Source organism: Cupriavidus sp. GW821-FHT07C08, assembly GCF_059419025.1.
Window position 1 is genome coordinate 1 of sequence record NZ_JBWKQZ010000046.1, and the last position, 20,894, is coordinate 20,894.

The window sequence follows — 20,894 nt, forward strand, 5'->3', positions numbered from 1 at the left end:
GAGATCCCCGGCCCGGAGATCCGCAAGATCGCGCAGGCGGCGCAGGCCAACCACATCAACGTGATCGTTGGCGTGAATGAACGCAGCCGCACCGGCATCGGCACCCTGTTCAATACGCTGGTGACGATCAGCGACGAAGGCCGCATCCTGGGCCGCCACCGCAAGCTGGTGCCGACCTGGGCCGAGAAGCTGACCTGGGCCAATGGCGATGCCTCGGCGCTGCGCGTGCACCAGACCAGCGTCGGCCCGCTCGGCTCGCTGGCCTGCGGCGAGAACACCAACACGCTGGCGCGCTTTTCGCTGCTGTCGCAGGGCGAGCTGATGCACGTGGCCAGCTATATCGCGCTGCCGGTGGCACCGGCCGACTATGACATGGCCGAGGCCATCAAGGTGCGCGCCGCCGCCCACTGCTTCGAGGGCAAGGTGTTCACGGCGGTGTCGTGCTCGACGGTTTCGGAGGAGATCATCGAAGCGATGAGCCCGCTGAATCTCAAGGCACGCGAACTGCTGTCACGCCGCAACAGCGCCTTCTCCGGCTTCCTCGGCCCGGATGGCCGCGTCATCGGCGAGCCGCTGATCGACGCGGAAGGCATCGTCTACGCCGACATCGACCTGTCGCGCTGCATCCAGCCGCGCCAGATGCACGACATCACCGGCCACTACAACCGCTTCGACATCTTCGACCTGCGCGTCGACCGCCGGCCGCTGCAGCCCGCCCAGTTCCTGGACGGCGCCAGCCAGGCCTTCGATCTCGACGCCGAGGAAGCGGAACTCAATGCATTCGACCTTTCCGAGAGCAAGTAAATGTCTTTCCTGTTGACGCCCCAGAAGCCGCTGCGCATCGGGCAGATCGTACCGTCCTCCAATACCACCATGGAGACGGAAATCCCCGCCATGTTGCGCGAGCGCGAGAAGGACTTCGCCGAGCGCTTCACCTTCCACTCCAGCCGCATGCGCATGAAGAAGGTGGTGAAGGAAGAGCTGGAAGCCATGGACCGCGACAGCGACCGCTGCGCCATCGAGCTCTCCGACGCGCGCGTCGACGTGCTGGGCTACGCCTGCCTGGTGGCCATCATGAGCATGGGCAAGGGCTATCACCGCGTCTCCGAGGCACGCCTGACGCAGCGCACCGTCGACAACGGCAACCCCGCGCCGGTGGTGACCAGCGCCGGCGCGCTGGTGGACGGCCTGCACGCCATGGGCGCGAAGCGTGTCTCGGTGGTGTGCCCGTACATGAAGCCGCTGACGAAGATGGTGGTCGACTACATCGAGAGCGAAGGCATCGAGGTCAAGGACTACACCGCGCTGGAGATCCCCGACAACCTGCAGGTCGCCGCGCAGGATCCGGCCAACCTGCTCGAGATCTACAAGCGCATCGACACCACCGGTGTCGACGCCATCGTGCTGTCGGCCTGCGTGCAGATGCAGTCGCTGCCGTCGATCCAGAAGGTGCAGGACGAGTCGGGCATCCCGACGGTGTCGGCAGCGGTGGCCACCACCTGGCAGATGCTGCGCAAGCTGAACCTGCGCGCCGAGGTCGCCGGCTGCGGCGAGCTGCTGAGCGGCAAGTACTGAGCGCCATCCCACGCTTTCGTCGTCCCTGCTCCCGCGGGGACGACGCTTCGCACATGCACATGGACGACATTCACTTCTACGAGCCCACGCGCGGTCACGGGCTGCGGCACGATCCGCTGGCCGCCATTGTCGGCCCACGCCCGATCGGCTGGATTTCGACGGTGGACAAGGCCGGACGCGCCAACCTGGCGCCCTACGCATTCTTCAACGTCTTCAACTACACGCCGCCAGTGGTGGCGTTCTCCAGCGTCGGCTACAAGGACACCGTGCGCAATGTCGAGGACATTGGCGACTTTGTCTGGAACCTGGTGACGCGCCCGCTGGCCGAGCGCATGAACATGACCAGCGCCGGCGTCGCGCCCGAGGTCGACGAATTCGGCCTGGCGGGCCTGACGCCGGTGCGGTCGCGCCTGGTGTCGGCGCCTCGCGTGCAGGAGAGCCCGGTATCGTTCGAGTGCCGCGCGACCAGGGTCATGCAGCTGAACCAGGCCGACGGCGCCATGCTCGATACCTGGATGGTGCTCGGCGAGGTAGTCGGCGTGCATATCGACCGCGCCTTCCTGCCGGACGGGGTCTATGACACCGCCGCCGCACGCCCCATCCTGCGCGGTGGCGGCCCGGCCGACTACTACGAGATCAGCAAATCGACGCTGTTCCAGATGCGCCGGCCGGCCTGAGGCGCAACCCTGCCCTCAGTTGGCAGGGCGGTGCAGGTGGATCAGCAGCTTCAGCGTGGCACGCAGCTCGTCGGCCTTCTTCTTGCCGAGTGGCGCCAGCACGTGGTCCTCGTGGGCCCGGGCCTGTGCGATCAGGGTGGAGGTCAGCTTCTGCCCGCGTGGCGTGATGCGCACCAGCGTGATGCGCCGGTCGGTCTCGTGCGGGATGCGCTTGACGTAGCCCTGCGCCTCCATGCGGTCGAGCAGGCGCGTCACGGTGGGCTGCTTGGTCACCGAGACCTGCGCCAGTTCCCCGATGCTGATTGGCTTGCCGCCGGACAGCGTGGACAGGACGCGCCAGTCTGCGACGGTGAAACCATTGGCCTGCACGATCACGTGGAATTCGCCCGAAATCAGCTGGCTGGCCTGGGCCAGCAGGGCTGGGGTGTAGTTGTCGACGAAATCGTCGTCGGCGGTGTCGATGGGTTGGTTCATGCGGTCCGGTGGGCGGGTTGCGGCCTCGACGGCCGCGCGACGGGCAGAACATACCACGGCGGGAGCGTTCGTCCACGGCAAGGCGATTGAAAATGACAGGTGGTTGGCGGCCGCAGGCGTGATCACGCTGGGCCAGTTGGCCGACCGCGTTAACGGCCTCGGCGATGGCTGGACCCGGGCCATCCTCGGCCTTCAGCGCCGGCAAGGCCCGAGCGATCGAGGCGTTCCTCGCGGCGCACGCCACTACGCTGACCCTCTACGTTGGTGGGCACACCGCCGTGCCGGCGACCGCGCTGATGCCGCTTGACAAGCTGTTCGTGCCGCCGGCCTTGGACGGGCAAGATGGCTTCGTCCAGCCCATGGCCGCCTGGATGACATCGTGTAGCCGACTCTGTGTAATGTGCTCCGGAATGACCACGCGTCACCAAACCGGCGGACTCAAGCCGCGCAGCGCAATTCGGAGCTGAAGCACGGCGATCGCCGGCTGAAGATCGGATGACATGCGCGCATTCTATGTGCTCACTCGCCTCTTGGAAGTGGTACGGTCGTTTTCCCCCAATTTGGCGCGGACTCCCATGCTGATCGACGGCACGCCACAGCAGGTAGGGAGAGGTGGCGCCGTTTGTTCGGACAGGGATCCGGAGCTTTTAAGTGGAAGCGCTGGGGCAGTCAGGCTGCCGATTTGAGCGCTGGCAGCGTTGCGAAGTATGCCTCATCCGGGGTCTGGTCCGCCAGACTAGAATGGGGCCGTCGTTGGTTAATGGGATGGACGCCCCCACCCGTCACAGCATCGGCACGTTTTCGCGGCCGTGTGCGCGAACTCATCGAAGACGCCAGCAATGAGCTGCCAGGCAGCTTCCGGCTGTTGATCGAGCGCCTGCTCGATCACCTCAAGGAACTCGATACCCAGGTCGGCGAGCTCGAGGCCCAGATCAAGGCATCGCACCGCAACAGCGAAGCAAGTCGCAAGCTTGAGAAGATCCCCGGCATCGGCCCGATTACAGCGAGCGCGCTCGTGGCTACGGTCGGGGACGCCAAGAACTCTAAGAACGGCCGGCAACTCGCGGCCTGGATGGGCCTCGTACCCGCCCAGTCGTCCAGCGGAGGCAAGACGACCCTCGGCATCAGCGTGGCGACACCTATCTGAGAACCTTGCTCATCCACGGGGCACGATCCGCAGTGACGGCGTTTCGGAGCAAGCCGGATCAGCACAGCAATCCATGGCTGCAGAAGCTCCTGGAGCGACGGAACCTCAACGTCGCTGCCGTCGCTCTGGCGAACAAGAACGCACGAATCGTCTGGGCGCTGCTTGCATGCGACCGGGAGTACGAATCAGGCTTCTCGCCAGCAACGGCCGGCACAGCCGCTTAGCGACGGCAGACCAATACGCATCCAACCAACTTGACCCCGGAGAACTTCCACACCCCCCCAAAGATTGCTCAGGCAACACGCAGATTGATGGCAGGACAGGTCAGACCGTGACCGGCAGAGCCCGACTGGTACAACGAACTCCGAGTTCACTTGGTTGATGGGGCGTCGGTCAGCGGATTCCATCAGGGATCGCGGGCATGAGCCCGAACGAAATCCGGATACATGGCTGCAATCTACCTTTTAGCCATCGACCTCGCGCAGCGCTTGGCAAACCGGGGGCGTCCATACAGCCGCTGGCTCTTGCTGAGCCTGGATCGCTTGCCGACCGATCAACAATCGGGCACGTGCTGCTGCGCGACCCCAACCTGCCCGAAGCGATGCTGCCGCTAGACTGGCCCGGCCGCACCGCGCGCGGCTTGTGCCACACCCTGTATGGGGCGCTGCTCGACGTAAGCGAAGCCTACCTGCACCGCGTGGTGGAAGTGGCGGACGGTTCGCTGCTGGATGCCAACCGGAGCCTGCGCCTGCGCTTTGGGGCCGGCGCGCAGGCGGCCGACGGCAATTAGCCGGGCGGCGGGGTAATCCCGGCTGCGAAACTGCGCAATATGGCTTGCGCCGGGTTTCGCGCAGAATGAACTCGCCAGCTTCAGGAAGTTGCGTAGACGGCTGGTCATGATCCTCACGTGTGCCTTCCGCGTCCGTCCGCCCAAGCGCCCGATTTCGCATTCTTTGCAGAATCCGGATAACGGCAAGAAGGCACCCGCACCGATACTCACTCCAACGTTCATGACTCAGCCCGCAGCCTTCCGATGCCAGCCATTTTCCGCCCTCTTTCCTTCCGTCCTCCGAAGCTCTGCGCCATCAGTCTTGCCCTGGTACTGGGCCTGGGATTCGTCGGCGCCGCAGGACTTTGGTCCGCCCCCGCGCATGCGCACGGCGCAGCCGCACATATGGTTCCGCTCAGGAAAACCCTGGAGGATTTTGGCGCTACGGTTCGCTGGGACGCGTTCTCAGGTGTCTACACCATCACTCGCAACAGCACGCTGGTGCGAGTCAAGCCAGGCTCGCAGACAGCCCTGGTCAACGGGCAACCCCTGAAGCTGGACGCTCCAGTTGTGACGCGAGGCGGCAAGGACTACGTCTCGGAGCAGTTTATCAACCGGGTGTTTCAGTCCAGCCTGGACAAGACCTTCGTGGTCGAGCGCACACCCAGCCCACTGAATCCCCTGACGGCCGACGAGATCAAGGCCACCGTCGAAATTCTCAAGGCAGCCGGTCGCTACCAGCCAGGCTTTCGGTTCACCGAGATCAGCGTGAAGACGCCACCCAAGGACCAGGTGTGGACCTTCACCCTGACCGGACAGCCGGTGAAAACGCCACGCCAGGCCGAGTTCGTGATCCTGGACGGGCAGCATGTCATCGAGGGCACGGTGGATCTGGCTGCGCGCAGCGTCACCCGCTGGAAGCCAATCGAGGGCGTGCACGGCATGGTCCTGGTCGACGATTTCGCGACCGTGCAGGCGGCCATCGAGTCCAGTCCCGAATTTGCCCAGGTGCTGGCCAAGCGAGGCATCCACGACGTCAAGAAGGTAGTCGGCACGCCGCTGACGGTGGGCTACTTCGACGGCAAAGACGGATTGAGGGAGGATGGCCGGCTCCTCAAGGTGGTGAGCTATCTCGATGTCGGCGACGGCAACCACTGGGCACATCCGATCGAGAACCTTGTGGCTGTGGTCGACCTGCAAAAAAAGCAGGTAATCAAGATCGAGGACCAGGGCGTGGTGCCCGTGCCGTTGAAGCCGACGCCCTATAACGGCAGCGACCGCACCGTTACCCCGCCCCCAAAGCCCCTCGAGATCACCGAGCCCGAAGGGAAGAACTACACCATCACCGGCAACACGCTGCACTGGCGCAACTGGGATTTCCATCTGCGGCTGGATTCGCGCGTCGGCCTGGTGCTGTCGACGGTCACCTACAACGACAAGGGCACTAAGCGCAAGATCATGTACGAAGGCTCGCTGGGTGGGATGATCGTGCCCTACGGCGACCCGGACACTGGCTGGTACTTCAAGGCCTACCTGGACTCGGGTGAGTACGGCATGGGCACCCTGACCTCGCCGATCCAACCGGGCAAGGACGCCCCCGAGAACGCCGTGCTGCTGGACGCGACGCTGGCTGACTACACTGGCGCACCTGCGAGGATACCCCACGCGATTGCCGTGTTCGAGCGCTATGCCGGCCCCGAGTTCAAGCACCAGGAAATGGGCAAGCCGAACCTGAGCACGGAGCGTCGTGAGTTGGTGGTGCGCTGGATCAGCACCGTGGGCAACTACGACTACATCTTCGACTGGGTCTTCGCCGAGAACGGCACCATCGGCATCAACGCGGGAGCCACCGGCATCGAGGCCGTCAAGGGCGTGAAGTCACGCACCATGCAGGATGCGACTGCGGCCGAAGACACTCGCTACGGCACGCTGATTGACCACAATATCGTCGGCACGACACACCAGCACATCTACAACTTCCGGCTCGACCTGGACGTCGATGGCGAAGCCAACGAGCTCACCGAGATCGCCAATGTCGTGGCTCCCAACACGCGGGGCGGTCCGCGCACCAGCACCATGCAGACGGTGCAACACACGGCGGCGACCGAACAGCAGGCTGCCCAACAGTTCGACCCGTCAAATATTCGTCTGCTGAGCAATCCCGGCAAGACCAACAAGGTTGGCAACCCGGTGTCATATCAGTTGATCCCGTACGCTGGCGGCACGCATCCGATTGCGAAGGGCGCCAACTTCGGCAAGGATGAGTGGATCAGGCACCGCTTGAGCTTCATGGACAAGCAGCTATGGGTCACGCGCCACAACGCGGACGAAAGGTTCCCGGAGGGTAAGTACCCGAACCGGTCGAACAAGGACACCGGCCTGGGAGAGTTCATCCGCGACGACCAGTCCATTGTGAACACCGATAACGTGGTCTGGCTGACCACAGGCACCACCCACGTCGCACGTGCGGAGGAGTGGCCGATCATGCCCACCGAGTGGGTGCATGCGCTGCTCAAGCCCTGGAATTTCTTCGATGAAACGCCAACGCTGGGCCTGAACGAAGCAACAGCGCCTGGCAAGTAACCCTTCCCGACGTCCTCATCCACATCGCTACAGGAACTAACATGCACGGCTCGACGAAACCGGAATCCGCCGGCACCGACATGCATCGCCGCACCTTTCTCAAGCTGGGCGCCGTGACAATGGCAGCGCCCGCGAGCGCCTTCGCTCACTCGGCGGCCGCCCCCATTCCGGCGCCGAAGCCGACCGGGGAGATCACCGGCTGGACCGCGATTCAACTGTCCCAGGCCATCCAGTCGCGCAGCGTCTCCTGTGTCGAGGTAATGACGGCCTACCTTTCACAGATCGACAGGCTGAATCCGAAGGTAAACGCGATCGTCTCGCTGCAGGCGCGTGAGGGCCTGCTGGGGCAGGCGGCCGAGCGCGACGCACAGTTGGCGCGAGGCGAACGCATGGGTTGGATGCACGGCTTTCCCCAGGCGCCAAAGGACTTGGCCAACACCGCGGGAATCGTGACCACACAGGGCTCGCCGATCCTCAGGAACTACGTGCCCAAAACTGACGCGATCGTCGTCGAGCGTCAGCGCCGCAGTGGCTCCATCTTCATCGGCAAGACCAACACGCCCGAGTTCGGGCTGGGCTCGCATACGTACAACACCGTCTTCGGCACCACCGGAAACGCCTTCGACCCAGGCAAGAGCGCCGGCGGCAGCAGCGGTGGCGCTGCGGTGTCCCTGGCGCTGAACATGCTGCCGGTGGCTGACGGAAGCGACATGATGGGCTCGTTGCGCAACCCGGCCGGTTGGAACAACGTCTTCGGCTTTCGTCCGTCCTGGGGCCGCGTGCCCTATGGCCCGACGTCCGAGGTCTTCTACCAGCAATTGGGCTATGAAGGCCCGATGGCGCGCACGGTGGCCGACCTGGCGATGCTGCTGTCGGTGCAGGCGGGATACGACGCTCGCACGCCGTTGTCCCTGGACCAGGACCCGGCTCAATTCACTCGGCCGCTGCAGCGCGATTTCAAGGGCACGCGCATCGGCTGGATGGGCGACTTCAACGGGTACCTGCCCACCGAGCCCGGCGTGATGGCGCTTTGCAAGGATGCTCTGCGGCACTTCACCACGCTGGGCTGCTCCGTGGATGAGGTGCAGCCCGAGTTCGCTCCCGACCGCCTCTGGCGCACCTGGCTCACCTTGCGGGGCTTTCTCATGGCCGGCATCGCAGGCCCGCTCTACGCCAACGAAAAGACGCGGGCGCAGCTCAAGCCTGAAGCGGTGTGGGAAATCGAGAACGGCATGAAGCTGACCAGTGCCGACGTCTGGCGCGCGAGCGTCGACCGCTCCGCGTGGTACCAGGCGCTCAACACCCTGTTCCAGAAGTACGACTACCTCGTGTTGCCGTCGGCGCAAGTATTCCCATTCGACGCCAGGATCGACTGGCCCAAGTCGATTGCCGGCAAGACCATGGACACCTATCACCGCTGGATGGAGGTGGTGATCGGCGGCACGCTGGCCAGCGTGCCGGTGATCAGCGTCCCCGCAGGGTTCAGCCCTTCCGGGCTGCCGATGGGCCTGCAGATCCTTGGACCCGCGCAGAAGGATTTCGCCGTGTTGCAACTCGCGCATGCCTGGGAACAGGCGACCGGCTACACGAAACGCAAATCACCGCTTCTTGGCTGAGGACGACAGTCCTTGGCGCATCGATCCATCCACTCACATCACCGGCCCGTTCTTTGAGCCGGACGCGGGACTCTACGAGCTACAGGAGCACAGCTATGAAGACATTTCAGAACATCGTGAACGGAACTGGCGTCACATCCGCGCACAGCTTCGAGTCGATGAATCCGGCCACGGGCGAGGTGTTGGGCCTCGTGCCCAAGTCCACCCCGGAGCAGGTGGCCCAGGCCGTGGCAGCGGCCAAGGCGGCGCAGCCCGGATGGGCGGCTCGCCCTGACGCAGAACGCAAGGCGCTCACGATGCGAGTCGCCGAAGTCATCAAGATCAACGCCGAGTACCTGGCTGAATGGGTCACGCGCGAGCAGGGAAAACCACTCGGCGGCGTGGGCCCCGACCAGGTGCCCGGCGCCCGTTTCGAGGTGTGGGGCTGCGAGGTGTGGTCGCAGGTTCCCGCGAGCCTGGACCTGCCCGTGGAAGTGGCCTTCGAAGACGCCACGCGCCTCGATGAAGTCCACCGCAAGCCGTTCGGGGTAGTGGCAGCGATCGCGCCTTGGAACTGGCCGCTTTTGATTGCAGTCTGGCAGATGATCCCCGCGATCCGCGCCGGCAACACGGTGGTGATCAAGCCTTCGGAATACACCAGCATCGGCACGCTTGAGATGGTGCGCTTGATCGCCGAGGTGCTGCCACCGGGCGTCATCAACACCGTCAGCGGAACCGGCGCAGTCGGCGCGCTTCTGGTGGACAACCCGGACGTCGACAAGATCATGTTCACCGGCTCCGGCGCGACCGGTGCGCACATCGCCGCTGCTGCAGCGCGCAACCTCACGCCCACCACCATGGAACTGGGCGGCAACGATGCGGCCATCGTGCTGCCCGACGCAGACCCCAAGGCCATTGCCATGGGCCTGTTCTGGGGCACCTTCCTCAACATGGGACAGACCTGCGCCTGCGCCAAGCGGCTGTACGTTCACGACAGCCTGCACGACGCTGTGGTCGGTGAACTGAAGTCATTGGCGGAAACCATGCCAATGGGCAACGGCATGGACGAAGGCATCGCGATGGGACCGATTCAGAACCGCATGCAATACGACAAGGTCGCGTCGCTGGTCGAGCAGGCACGAGAGGCGGGCGCCACCATCGTCTGCGGCGGCAAGCCGCGAGGCGGACCGGGCTACTTCTATCCGGTAACCCTGGTCACCGACATCGCCGACGGCGCGAGCCTGGTGGACCAGGAGCAGTTCGGTCCTGTGCTGCCGATCATCCGCTACACCGACGTCGAGGCGGCCATTGCAAGCGCCAACCGGCTCGACGCGGGGCTCGGAGCGTCTGTCTGGTCCACCGATCTCGAGCAGGCCAAAGCGGTCGCGAGCCGCATCCAGGCGGGCACCGTCTGGATCAACCAGCATGGCGCCATCCATCCGATGGTGCCGTTCGGCGGGGTGAAAGGTTCGGGCTGGGGCGTCGAATTCGGGGTCGATGGACTGAAAGCGGTGACGCAGCCGCAGGTCATCAGCATCAAGAAGTAGCCGATGGCGCGGCACCCGACCCTGGGGCGCCGCGGCTTCCCGCCGTTCATGCCGGCGACGCACCTCGGGCACGTCGCAGGGTGTCGGAAGGCAACTCTGCAAATTGACGCTTGTAGTCGGCGGAGAAGTGGCCGAAATGCCAGAAGCCCCAGCGTGCGGCGACATCATAGATGCTTATGAAGGGATCGCGGACGCTGCGCAACTCTCGCCGCACCGCGTTCAGCCGGACAGCCTTGACGTAGCGGGCCGGGCTCATCCCGAGCACGTCCTGGAAGCAATAGCCCAGCTTGCGGGCGCTGGCACCAATCCTGTTGCACACCTCCAGCAGCGTCGGTGGCTCTTCGGGGTTGGCGAGCATCAGCTCGCAGGCTCGATCGACGAGGCGCTTTTGTGCGTAGGCGCCGTGAACTTCGTCGGATCGCTCCGCATCGGCCATGGCCTGGACGAGATGCAATATGAGACCGTCGCGAATGTCCCGCTGCACGATGGGGTCGTGAAAGGTGGCCGGTCTGTCGATCGCCAACTCGACGACCGACATCAGCATGGTGCGAAATGAGGGCAGCGACGTCTGGGGTGCTTTGATGTCGGGCAACGAGCCGGCGTCGAGCACGCGGCTCAGTTCCGGCATCGACGAGGCTGCGCTACGCACAAGGTCTGCGTCGATGACCAGGCCGGCGAGCGTGCAGTTTGCCGGTGTGCAGACGTCGAGCTCGGCCGAGTGGACCGCGATCAGCGAGCCGGTGCCGCCCCGCTTGCCGTTGATACGGATCGCGTCGTCGCCCGAAAGCAGCGTGGCGACCCCCAAAGTGTTCTGACCAAGGTGGCCCCGTTGGCGTACTTGCCGGGTAGTCGTTTCGACAAACACCTGCAGACCCGGCCAACGTATGTCGGTGAAGTTTCCGTCGAAGCGGCCACGGTCCAGTTGGTCATAGTGCAGGTTCCAGTCAATCAACTGCTTGGTATGGGCATCGATGTCGGTTGCCGCGCTGCGGCGAACCCGGACCGGTTCGGCGTGATGAATGGGGCGCATCGGAGCAGTGACAGATGTCATGACACGTCAGCCTTGCAAACCATGGAGTTGAGGGTTCGAGCGGCCGCCGTGCCGTTTGACAACCGAAGGCCAGGCCCGCGCCGGCGGCCACGACATATATTCGCCCGACCGGTCGGTCTATAATAGAAGTTAAGTTTGCGTCAGTGCAAGCATGTCAGCTAAGGGGAAACCCTGTTGCACCTGTTGGCCGATCAGTTCGGCGCACCCTAAGCATGGCCCTCCGTGTGCCAGCTTCGCAAGGGCGGAAACGGTGGGCAAGCGTACCAATCAGCAAAGAGAGGGCCGTGCGGCGCGAAACGGCGGCTCACTAAGTCAGTGTTACAGAACGTCTTTTTAGGTCTGACCGTATCAATCTACAGCAAAAGGACTACAAGGGCTTCCCCGTTGGCGCAAGACGTCAATTGAGGTTCTGTTGTGTGCCGACTGCCGTGCCGCGGTTATGTGGAGGAGGTGAAGGACTGCAGTACTACAAACGGTCATGTTGGGCCGCAGGCCCGGACCCTGATGTAAGACGCGCGCGAGGGTTCCGTTCGATTATCGGGCTTGGCGTCCCCCAACTTTTGCCAGGTACGCCTCGCGGCGGGTCCAACCCGCTTCACATCATCGCTGGCAGTGCAAAGTGATCTAGCTGCTCATGAGTTCCGCTTCAACTTTACAAAAGGTGATCGCGCTATCTGTGCTCACGTAAGTGTCGTTGCAGGTTTGAAGGCATCACCGTATTTCAGCACGGCCCACGCCATTCTCGCGTTCTTGGCTGCAATGGCAATGGACGCGCGCCAGTAGCCGCGGCGCACTATTAGGTCTCGGACCCAGCGGCTATATCGATCCTGCTTGTCGCCCACGTTTGCTATCACCGAGCGAGCCCCCAGTACCAGCAGCGAAGATAGGAGTCTCCCGCTCTGGTGATGCTGCCCAGGCGTTGTTTGCCTCCGCTGCTGTGCTGTCCTGGCGTCAACCCTAACCAAGCTGCCACCTGGCGACCATTTCTGAAGTCGTGTCCTGCGCCGATGCTGGCGGCCAGGGCACTGGCCGTAGTCGGTCCGATGCCTCGCAACTGCATCAGGCGCTTGCTGTGTTCGTCTTCACGCACTATCTCGCTGATAGCACGATCGTATTCGTCCAGCTTCTCCTCCAGCCTGCCGGCATGGTCCAGCAGGTCTCGAATGCATCGATTCGCCCAGCCAGGTAAGGCCTCCAGATGGATTCCGATCTCCTTGCGCAGTCGCTCCGGCTTTTGCGGCAGCACCACGCCGAATTCCGCCAGCAAGCCGCGCAAGCGGTTGTAAGTCGCGGTACGCTCTTCGACGAATCCCTGTCGGGTTCGATGCAAGCTCAGGGTCGCTTGCTGTTGCTCATCCTTGACCGGCACAAAGCGCATGCTGGGCCGCGTCACCGCCTCACAGATAGCCGCCGCGTCCGCCGCGTCATTCTTGCCGCGTTTGCCGGACATCCGGTAAGGTGCCACCAATCTCGGGGACATCAGCTTGACCGTGTGTCCGTGCTGGCGAAACAGCCGCGCCCAATGATGTGCGCCAGAGCAGGCTTCCATGCCGATCAGACAGGGCGGCAACTGCGCAATCAGTGGCACCAACTGATCGCGTGAGACCTTCGGCTTGACGAGCACTGCCTTGCCGGCTTGGTCGACGCCATGAATGGCAAACACGTTCTTGGCGAGATCAATTCCAACGGTAACGATAGTCATGGACTTCCCCTTCGCTGGTTGTTGTTGCAACCATCATGGCACTGCGGTGCCACCTGGCGGCTTCCGCCGCAACCTCGGGACGGGGAAGTCCCTTCCATTCGATTACCCCATTGATGGGAACATCGTCGTTGCCCGCGATGGCCCAGTCTCGTCTCGGCGGCCCTAGTGGGAACGCACGGCGTTGGTGATTGCACCTGCGCACTCGCGAACCATCGGGCCTAGCTTGCCAAGCACCTCATCACGGGTCCAACGGCTGCTCGGCGCCACGACATGTACCGCCGCGATAGCGCGTCCATTCTTGTTGCAAACCGGCGCGCCAACGTTCATGTGCCCGAGGTAATACTCCTCAAAATTCATCGAGAATCCGCGCACTCGACCTTCCAGCACGTTGGCAAAGATTTGCTCCGGATCGGTCAGCGTATTCGGCGTCAGCGGCTTTAGCTCCGACTGCTGCAGCAGGGCACGAACCTCTTCATCCGGCAGCCCCGCCAAATAAGCGCGGCCAGCCGATGTGCAATACATCGGCATGCGACTGCCGATCGCCATATGCGCAACGATCGGCTTACGACTCGTGAACGAGGCCACGTACACCATGTTGTTGCCGCACGGCTCCGTGAGCGACACCGTTTCGTCGCAATTGCTGTTCATCGCGGAAAGGAACGGATTGGCGCTATCGATGAGGGTATTCGCCGCCACATAGTTGCATCCGATCTCCATCACCTTAGTAGCAAGCTCGTAGCGTCGGGTGTAAGGATCCTTGGTCACGTAGCCAAGGGCTTCGAGCGTAAAAACGATGCGTTGCGCGGAGCTGCGTGTGATGCCAACCGTATCCGCAATCTGGCCCAGGCTCATGTGACGGTTGCGGGATCCGAATGCCGCCAGGATGGTCAGCCCCTTTTCCACCGACTGGTTAAACATCGGCGAATTCCTCCTGTCGTTGTCCATCGTGGAATTCCCTATATAAGTTACAAATTAATCTATATGCGATTGCATATGAGCGTTTACCGATGTCACTAGCGTGCATAAACTCTTCGTAACCGCTACACAAATATAGTGTATCGCATATCGATTGTAGCCATACGGTTTTTGTGCAGCCGCACCAGAACGGCGCCGTCCGCGTGCACCACATTGCACAAGCGCCGCTAGCTACCGCCAACCGCCCAATGTCGGGATAAAGGAAAGCAAAATGAAAGTAGGAGTAGAAGTCGGAGGAACCTTTACGGATCTGGTCGCGCACGGTGATGGCCGGATACACGTGATTAAGGTGCCCAGTACACCAGCATCTCCCGATATCGGCGTCTTGGATGCGCTGCGAGCTGCCGGCATCGACTTTGCACGGATTGACGACTTTGCCCACGGGTCCACAGTTGCCACCAACGCGGTTCTTGAGAGGAAGGGTGGAAAGGTCGCCTTTATTGCGACCGAAGGTTTTCGCGACATCCTCTTTCTGCAGCGCCACGACCGCAAGCAGATCTACGACCTCTTCTACAAGAAGCCGGCGCCACCGGTTAAGCGTCGCGATTGCTTCGAAGCGCGCGAGCGCATACTGGCCGATGGGAGTGTGGAACTCGCATTGGATGAGGAGCAATTCCGCGCCGATGTCCTGCCAAAGCTCGAAGCCGGTACTTTCGATGCTGTAGCCATTTGCCTGCTCAACGCATACCGTAATCCGGACCACGAACGGCGCCTCGCTGACATGATTCGGTCTGCCCTGCCGGGGGTCGTTGTGACGTGCTCCCATCAGGTTGCCTGCGAGTTCCGCGAATATGAACGTGCCAGCACCGCGACGCTGTCCGCGTTTGTGCAGCCGGTTATCGCAGGCTACCTTGGGCGTCTGACGGAAGCACTGACTCGGGAAGGGTTTCGTGGTCGCTTTTCGGTGATGCAATCCAACGGCGGGCGGCTGCCTGCTGACGCCATGCGTGAGAATGCGATCAGCGCGCTGTTCTCGGGGCCCGCCGCTGGCGTGGTCGGCGCGGTACGCCAGGTCATTCGATCTGGCTTCCGGAACGTCATTACCTTCGACATGGGGGGCACCAGCTCTGATGTGTGCCTGGTCCAAGATGGTAAGCCGACGTTGGCTCCGGAAACCGAGATCGACGGGCTACCCGTGCGCACCCCCGTGCTGGACATTGTCACGGTGGGTGCCGGCGGGGGAAGTCTGATCTGGATTGACGACGGTGGCATGCTGCGGGTCGGCCCGGAGAGCGCTGGTGCGCAGCCGGGACCTGCCTGCTATGGGCGTGGTGGCAACCTGCCTACCATCACTGACGCCCACGTCGTCCTCGGTACGGTACGTCCCGAAGCCTTCCTCGGCGGTCAGATGAAAATCGATGTTACCGCGGCGCACCGGGCCTTTGATTCGCTCGCTGCGCACTTCGGCCTTCCGGTAGAGGCGGTCGCCTACAACGCCGTGCGCCTTGCCAATGCGAACATTGTTCGCGCCATTCAACTTGTGTCGACCCAGCGTGGACGCGATCCCCGCGACTATGTTCTGGTGCCCTTTGGCGGTGCCGGACCGATGCAGGCGGCGCAAATCGCTGAAGAACTTGGTATCGCCACGGTCGTTGCGCCGCCCAACCCCGGCGTGACTTCAGCGCACGGCCTGCTCGCCTCCGATTTCATCAAGTATGAGTCGCTGACTCATCGAGTTCAGGTCGACGACCAGACATGCGGCCAGTTGCGCGAGCGCTTCGCCGCCATGCAACAGGACCTCGAAACGCAATTTCGTCACATGGCTTTCGATGAGCCGCTGGCTTTCAGCTTCACGCTTGAGATGCGCTACGTCGGACAGGCCTTTGAAGTGCCGCTCGAACTCGATGCGCCGGCCCTTGTGGCCCTGGATCGCCAGAGCCTGGAGGCGGGCTTCATCGATGCGCACCATCGCATCTATTTCCACAGCGACAAGTCCGGCAGACCGATCGAAGTCGTCGCCCTGCGAGTGGGTGCAACGCTGGCCACGTCACATGTTTCCGCTGCATCCGACACCACAAGCAGCCTGCTGGCCGCTCCGGGCGAGCCTGCCCTGTATGACGGCAAAGCCTGGGCGCCGTGCCGCCGCCGTGCTGTCGCGGGGCTTAGTACTGATGGGACCACCGTGCCGGGACCAGCAGTCCTGGAGGACTACACCACCACCGTTCTCGTACCGGCAGGCTGGGCAGCCAGCGTCGATTCCCAATCCAACCTGATTCTTTCCAAGGAAGCATGAGCATGCCGGTCAATCCTTTCGACAACGCCATCATCAGCCAAAGCCTCCTTGCCGCAGCGCGTGAGATGGGCGTAAAGCTGATCCGCTCCGCCTATTCGACCATCCTGCGCGAGGCCAGCGATGGCTCGGCGGCGATCGCGAATGTGCATGGCGATATCGTGGCGCAAGCCGAGCTTATCCCCATCCAACTCGGCCCTATCGGCATCACGCTGAAGCAATGCCTGGAACGTCATCCGGTCGAAACCATCGGCCCGGACGACTTCATGATCACCAATGACCCCTACTCGGGTGGCCAGCACCTGCCTGACGTCTATATCTTCTGCCCGATTTTCTACGGCGCAAAGCTGGTCGGGTTCTCTGCCAGTGTCGCCCACCAGATTGACTTCGGCGGCGGCGCACCAGGCCTCGATCCGGGCGCCACCGACATCTATCAGGAAGGGCTGCGCCTGCCCCCCACCCTTTGGTCTCGCACCCGGGACTGGGATGGCGGCCCGCTCGAACAACTGGTCCGCGCGAATATCCGGGTACCGGACCTGACCATCGGTGACATGAACGCCATGTTTGCCGCCAACGCCATCGCTGCGGCGCGGCTTGTGCAACTGTGCGACAAATATGGCGATGGCGCGGTGACCAAGGTCATGGCAGAAATGGTCAACTATTCAGAGCGGCGCTTCCGCGCCGCCATTGGCCAATTGCCGGACGGTGTCTATTACGGTGAAGACGTGATCGACGATGACGGCGTGACCGATGAGCCTTTGGTGATCAAAGTCAGGGTTGCCGTGACAGGCGAATCTATCGATATCGACTTTGCAGGCAGCAGCCCGCAGGTTCGCCGCAACCTGAACTCGCCATTCTCGTGCACGGTGTCGGCCGCGGTCACCTGTGTCAAGTCCGTGCTGACGTCTCCGGACATTCCTTTCAACGATGGCATTCTGCGCGCGGTTCGGATCACGGCGCCCTACGGTTCGATCCTGAACCCAGCCCCGCCCTCGCCTGTGCGCGCCCGACTGGAAGCAAACTATCGAATCTACAACGCCATCATGCGGGCGTTGGCGCCGGTCGCTCCGGAAAAGGTTATCGCGACCGGCTTCGACACCTTGACCGCAGCCTGCTTCTCCCTGCAGCGCCACGAGGGCTACAGCGTCTACCTGGAGATCTTCGGCGGCGGCTATGGCGGATCCCAGCACGGCGACGGATGTGATGCCGTGGACTCCCCGCTGTCGAACTGCGCCAACACGCCGGCCGAAGCTCTGGATATGGAGTACGACTTCTTCCGGCTGGAGCGTTACGCACTGGAACCAGACTCTTTCGGTGCCGGCAAGTACCGCGGCGGTGCCGGCTTCAGCCGCGAGTATTCCGTGCTCAAGGATGGTGTCGTTTTCGCCATCTATGCCGACCGCCATCGCTATGCCCCGCAAGGCCTATTTGGTGGCAACGAGGGCAAACGCGGCTATTGTGAACTGACCCGCAATGGCGTTACAGAAAGGCTCGCCTCGAAATCCATGGTCACGCTCAATCGTGGCGACCGGGTCAAGGTCTACATGGGCGGCGGCGGCGGCTATGGCGATGAGGCCGAGCGCGATCCGGCACTCATCAAAGCCGACATCGACGACGGCATGGTCGCAACCGCGCACTGAGCCCGCGAATCCACGGAGGAAATCATGAACAAGTGTTTGAGCAACACAATTCGCCTGTCTGCAGTCGCGCTGACGGCGATGCTTTCCGCAACCGGGGTGCAGGCTGAGATCTCCGACGGCGCGGTCAGGATCGGCCTGCTCACAGACATGAGCGGCTCATTTTCGCAGTTTTCTGGTCAAGGTTCGGTAGTGGCCGCACAAATGGCCATCGACGACTGCCTCGCCCGGGAATGCAAGGGTATGAAGGTCGAGTTGCTGTCCGCCGACCACCAGAACAAGACGGACATCGCACTAGCCAAGGCCAGGGAATGGGCCGATGTCAATAAGGTGGACGCCTATGCAGACATGGTGAACTCCGCCGTGGCGCTGGCGATGCAGAATCTTGCCGTACAGAAGAAGAAAGCGGCCTTGTTCGCCGGCGGTCCCCTGCGCATCTCAAACGAGGACTGCCAGCCAGAATATGCGGTTCAATGGATGTGGGACACCTATTCGCAGACTGCCGCGGCAATCAAAGGCCTGGCCAAGCCCAAACAGGGTTGGTACTTCATTACGGTCGACTATGCGTACGGCAATGCAGCCGTTGCCGAGGCGCGAAAGCAACTCGAGGCAATCGGTGCCTATACCGTAGGCGAATCGAAGCATCCACTAAACAGCAGCGATATGTCCTCGCAGATCATCGCTGCGCAGCAGTCGAAAGCCGATGTCGTGGCGTTTGCGAACTCGGGCGCCGACTCCGCAAACGCGATCAAGACAGCCAGCGAGTTCCAGCTCGGTGCGAAGAAGCTGCAGGCTGCGTTCTTTCCAACCGTGTATGAAATCAAGGGGATTGGTCTGGCACAGGCAAAGGGCCTGCGCTTTCCCGAGAGCTTCTATTGGGATATCGATGAAGGCACCCGGCGATTCAGCAAGCGATTCATGGACATCTACAAGAAGGGACCGCCCTCCCTCACGCACGCCGGCGTGTATTCATCCGTTTATCACTATTTGAAAGCGGTGGCGGCAACCAAGTCCGACGATGCGCGTACGGTGGTTCGCAAGATGCACGAACTGCCGATCCAGGACGACGTTGTACGCAATCCCAAGTTGCGACCGGACGGTCGCATGGTCCACGACTACTACTACTTCCGGGTCAAGTCGCCGCAGGAATCGAAGGGTCCCTGGGATCTCTACGCCCTGGAGAAGACCTTGCCGGGTGACGACGTCTTTCTGCCGGTCACCGAAAGCCAATGTCGCGTTTTCAAGACGCAGGCGAAGTAGCCACAGCATCCGCGCCTCCCTGTAGCACGACTTGACGTCCCCGTTGCGCGGGGAAGTTGGCGGCCGTGGTGGCCGATGCAATGGCCGCCACGGGCTTCCAGATACGCCACGCGTTGCCCCCGTTGACGCGAACGACGCCTTTCACTTAAAACGGCATGCCCCACGAAGACCTGATTCTGCAGACCCGCTCATTGAGCAAATCCTTCAAAGGTTTTGACGCAGTCAGAGACGTCAACCTGCAAGTCCGGCGCGGCTCGATCCATGCATTGATCGGACCCAACGGCGCAGGCAAGACCACTTGCTTCAACCTGCTCACCAAGTTTTTGGAGCCGACCACCGGCACCATCTTATTCAACGGCATCGACATCACCCGCGAGAAGCCTGCGCAGATCGCGCGCCGTGGCGTCATCCGCTCGTTCCAGATCTCAGCGGTGTTCCCCCACCTGACGGTGATGGAGAACGTACGCATCGGGCTGCAGCGGCAACTGGGCACGGCGTACCAGTTCTGGCGCAGCGAGCGCTCGCTGGACGTGCTCAACGGGCGCGCCATGGAGCTGCTCGAGCAGGTCGGCCTGACCGAGTTCGCGCAGACGCTGACGGTGAACCTGCCGTATGGGCGCAAGCGCGCGCTGGAGATCGCCACCACGCTGGCGATGGAACCCGAGCTGATGCTGCTCGACGAGCCCACCCAGGGCATGGGCCACGAGGACGTGGACCGTGTCACGCAGCTGATCAAGAAGGTCTCCGCCGGCCGCACCATCCTGATGGTCGAGCACAACATGAGCGTGGTCTCGTCGATCGCCGACAAGATCACAGTGCTGCAGCGTGGCGCGATCCTGGCCGAGGGGCCTTACGCCGAGGTGTCGAAGGACCCGCGCGTGATGGAAGCCTACATGGGCACCGCAGACGCTGAACTGCAGGGCTCGCACTGAGCCGGGGGAACGAACCATGAGCACGAACAACACTCCCGCCCTCGAAATCAAGGGCCTGCAGGCCTGGTACGGCGAATCGCACATCCTGCACGGCATCGACCTCACCGTGAACCGCGGCGAGGTGGTCACGCTGCTGGGCCGCAACGGCGCCGGGCGCACCACCACGCTGCGCGCGATCATGGGCCTGACCGGCGCACGCAAGGGCTCGATCAAGGTCAACGGCAACGAGACCATCGGCCTGCCCACGCACAAGATCGCGCACTACGGCATCGGCTATTGTCCCGAAGAACGCGCGATCTTCTCCAGCCTGTCATGCGAGGAGAACCTGCTGCTGCCGCCGCAGCTCAAGGGTACGGACTCCGGCATGAGCGAGGCCGAGATCTACGACATGTTCCCCAACCTGAAGGAGCGCCGCCAGAGCCAGGGCACGCGCCTGTCGGGCGGCGAGCAGCAGATGCTGGCGGTGGCGCGCATCCTGCGCACCGGCGCGAACCTGCTGCTGCTCGACGAGATCTCGGAAGGGCTGGCACCGGTGATCGTGCAGGCGCTGGCGCGCATGATCCGGATGCTCAAGGAGAAGGGATACACGGTGGTGATGGTGGAGCAGAACTTCCGCTTCGCCGCGCCGCTGGCCGACCGCTTCTATGTGATGGAGCACGGCAGCATCGTCGAACGCTTCGATGCCAGCGAACTGCAGGCAAAGATGCCGGTGCTGCATGAACTGCTGGGCGTATGAGGAG

15 protein-coding genes and 2 pseudogenes are annotated in these 20,894 nt (G+C 62.8%); 13 read left to right on the plus strand and 4 right to left on the minus strand.

The window, feature by feature from the left end; translation table 11 throughout:
* From AC07UK_RS36165 to AC07UK_RS36175, 3 genes are all read left to right on the plus strand, one after another.
* On the plus strand, nucleotides 1-804 hold an 804-nt coding region (locus AC07UK_RS36165; RefSeq protein WP_494693912.1), incomplete at its 5' end, for a carbon-nitrogen hydrolase family protein.
* Complete coding sequence (locus tag AC07UK_RS36170) at nucleotides 805-1,575, plus strand: maleate cis-trans isomerase family protein (RefSeq protein ID WP_269149084.1); 771 nt, start codon at nucleotides 805-807, stop codon at nucleotides 1,573-1,575.
* 53 nt (nucleotides 1,576-1,628) lie between these two features.
* Nucleotides 1,629-2,252, plus strand: a complete 624-nt coding sequence (locus tag AC07UK_RS36175; protein WP_114133225.1) for a flavin reductase family protein — start codon at nucleotides 1,629-1,631, stop codon at nucleotides 2,250-2,252.
* Nucleotides 2,253-2,267: 15 nt separating this feature from the next.
* Here the strand turns inward: AC07UK_RS36175 and AC07UK_RS36180 are convergent, their stop codons facing one another.
* The gene (locus AC07UK_RS36180) at nucleotides 2,268-2,726 is read right to left on the minus strand and encodes a MarR family winged helix-turn-helix transcriptional regulator (protein WP_114133224.1); all 459 of its coding nucleotides are present in this window, start codon (nucleotides 2,724-2,726) and stop codon (nucleotides 2,268-2,270) included.
* An 808-nt stretch (nucleotides 2,727-3,534) separates the two neighbouring features.
* Between AC07UK_RS36180 and AC07UK_RS36185 the strand changes: the two are divergent.
* From AC07UK_RS36185 to AC07UK_RS36205, 5 genes and pseudogenes are all read left to right on the plus strand, one after another.
* Nucleotides 3,535-4,097 (plus strand): annotated as a pseudogene (locus AC07UK_RS36185) (IS110 family RNA-guided transposase); the annotation flags it as partial.
* Between the two features lie 344 nt (nucleotides 4,098-4,441).
* Entirely contained in the window at nucleotides 4,442-4,663 is a 222-nt protein-coding gene (locus AC07UK_RS36190) for a PaaX family transcriptional regulator C-terminal domain-containing protein (RefSeq protein WP_494687896.1), read from the plus strand.
* A 243-nt stretch (nucleotides 4,664-4,906) separates the two neighbouring features.
* Entirely contained in the window at nucleotides 4,907-7,225 is a 2,319-nt protein-coding gene (tynA, locus tag AC07UK_RS36195; protein WP_494687897.1) for a primary-amine oxidase, read from the plus strand.
* A gap of 119 nt (nucleotides 7,226-7,344) precedes the next feature.
* The gene (locus AC07UK_RS36200; protein WP_492316624.1) at nucleotides 7,345-8,841 is read left to right on the plus strand and encodes an amidase; all 1,497 of its coding nucleotides are present in this window, start codon (nucleotides 7,345-7,347) and stop codon (nucleotides 8,839-8,841) included.
* 95 nt (nucleotides 8,842-8,936) lie between these two features.
* Entirely contained in the window at nucleotides 8,937-10,367 is a 1,431-nt protein-coding gene (locus AC07UK_RS36205) for an aldehyde dehydrogenase family protein (RefSeq protein ID WP_492316605.1), read from the plus strand.
* 46 nt (nucleotides 10,368-10,413) lie between these two features.
* Here the strand turns inward: AC07UK_RS36205 and AC07UK_RS36210 are convergent, their stop codons facing one another.
* From AC07UK_RS36210 to AC07UK_RS36220, 3 genes and pseudogenes are all read right to left on the minus strand, one after another.
* Nucleotides 10,414-11,418 (minus strand): helix-turn-helix domain-containing protein, encoded by a 1,005-nt coding sequence (locus AC07UK_RS36210; protein ID WP_492316606.1) that lies wholly within the window; start codon nucleotides 11,416-11,418, stop codon nucleotides 10,414-10,416.
* Nucleotides 11,419-12,098: 680 nt separating this feature from the next.
* Nucleotides 12,099-13,120, minus strand: a pseudogene (locus tag AC07UK_RS36215) (IS110 family RNA-guided transposase).
* A 162-nt stretch (nucleotides 13,121-13,282) separates the two neighbouring features.
* On the minus strand, nucleotides 13,283-14,065 hold the full coding sequence (locus AC07UK_RS36220; RefSeq protein WP_494687898.1) for an IclR family transcriptional regulator: 783 nt from the start codon (nucleotides 14,063-14,065) through the stop codon (nucleotides 13,283-13,285).
* Nucleotides 14,066-14,306: 241 nt separating this feature from the next.
* Here AC07UK_RS36220 and AC07UK_RS36225 point away from each other — a divergent pair, with 241 nt between their 5' ends.
* From AC07UK_RS36225 to AC07UK_RS36245, 5 genes are all read left to right on the plus strand, one after another.
* Complete coding sequence (locus AC07UK_RS36225) at nucleotides 14,307-16,328, plus strand: hydantoinase/oxoprolinase family protein (RefSeq protein ID WP_494687899.1); 2,022 nt, start codon at nucleotides 14,307-14,309, stop codon at nucleotides 16,326-16,328.
* 2 nt (nucleotides 16,329-16,330) lie between these two features.
* Entirely contained in the window at nucleotides 16,331-17,965 is a 1,635-nt protein-coding gene (locus tag AC07UK_RS36230) for a hydantoinase B/oxoprolinase family protein (protein WP_494687900.1), read from the plus strand.
* A 24-nt stretch (nucleotides 17,966-17,989) separates the two neighbouring features.
* A complete protein-coding gene (locus tag AC07UK_RS36235; protein WP_494687901.1) occupies nucleotides 17,990-19,222 on the plus strand; it encodes an ABC transporter substrate-binding protein in 1,233 nt (410 codons plus the stop codon).
* Nucleotides 19,223-19,377: 155 nt separating this feature from the next.
* Nucleotides 19,378-20,154 (plus strand): ABC transporter ATP-binding protein, encoded by a 777-nt coding sequence (locus AC07UK_RS36240; protein ID WP_494687902.1) that lies wholly within the window; start codon nucleotides 19,378-19,380, stop codon nucleotides 20,152-20,154.
* A gap of 16 nt (nucleotides 20,155-20,170) precedes the next feature.
* Complete coding sequence (locus AC07UK_RS36245) at nucleotides 20,171-20,890, plus strand: ABC transporter ATP-binding protein (protein ID WP_494687903.1); 720 nt, start codon at nucleotides 20,171-20,173, stop codon at nucleotides 20,888-20,890.
* Nucleotides 20,891-20,894 lie beyond the last annotated feature (4 nt).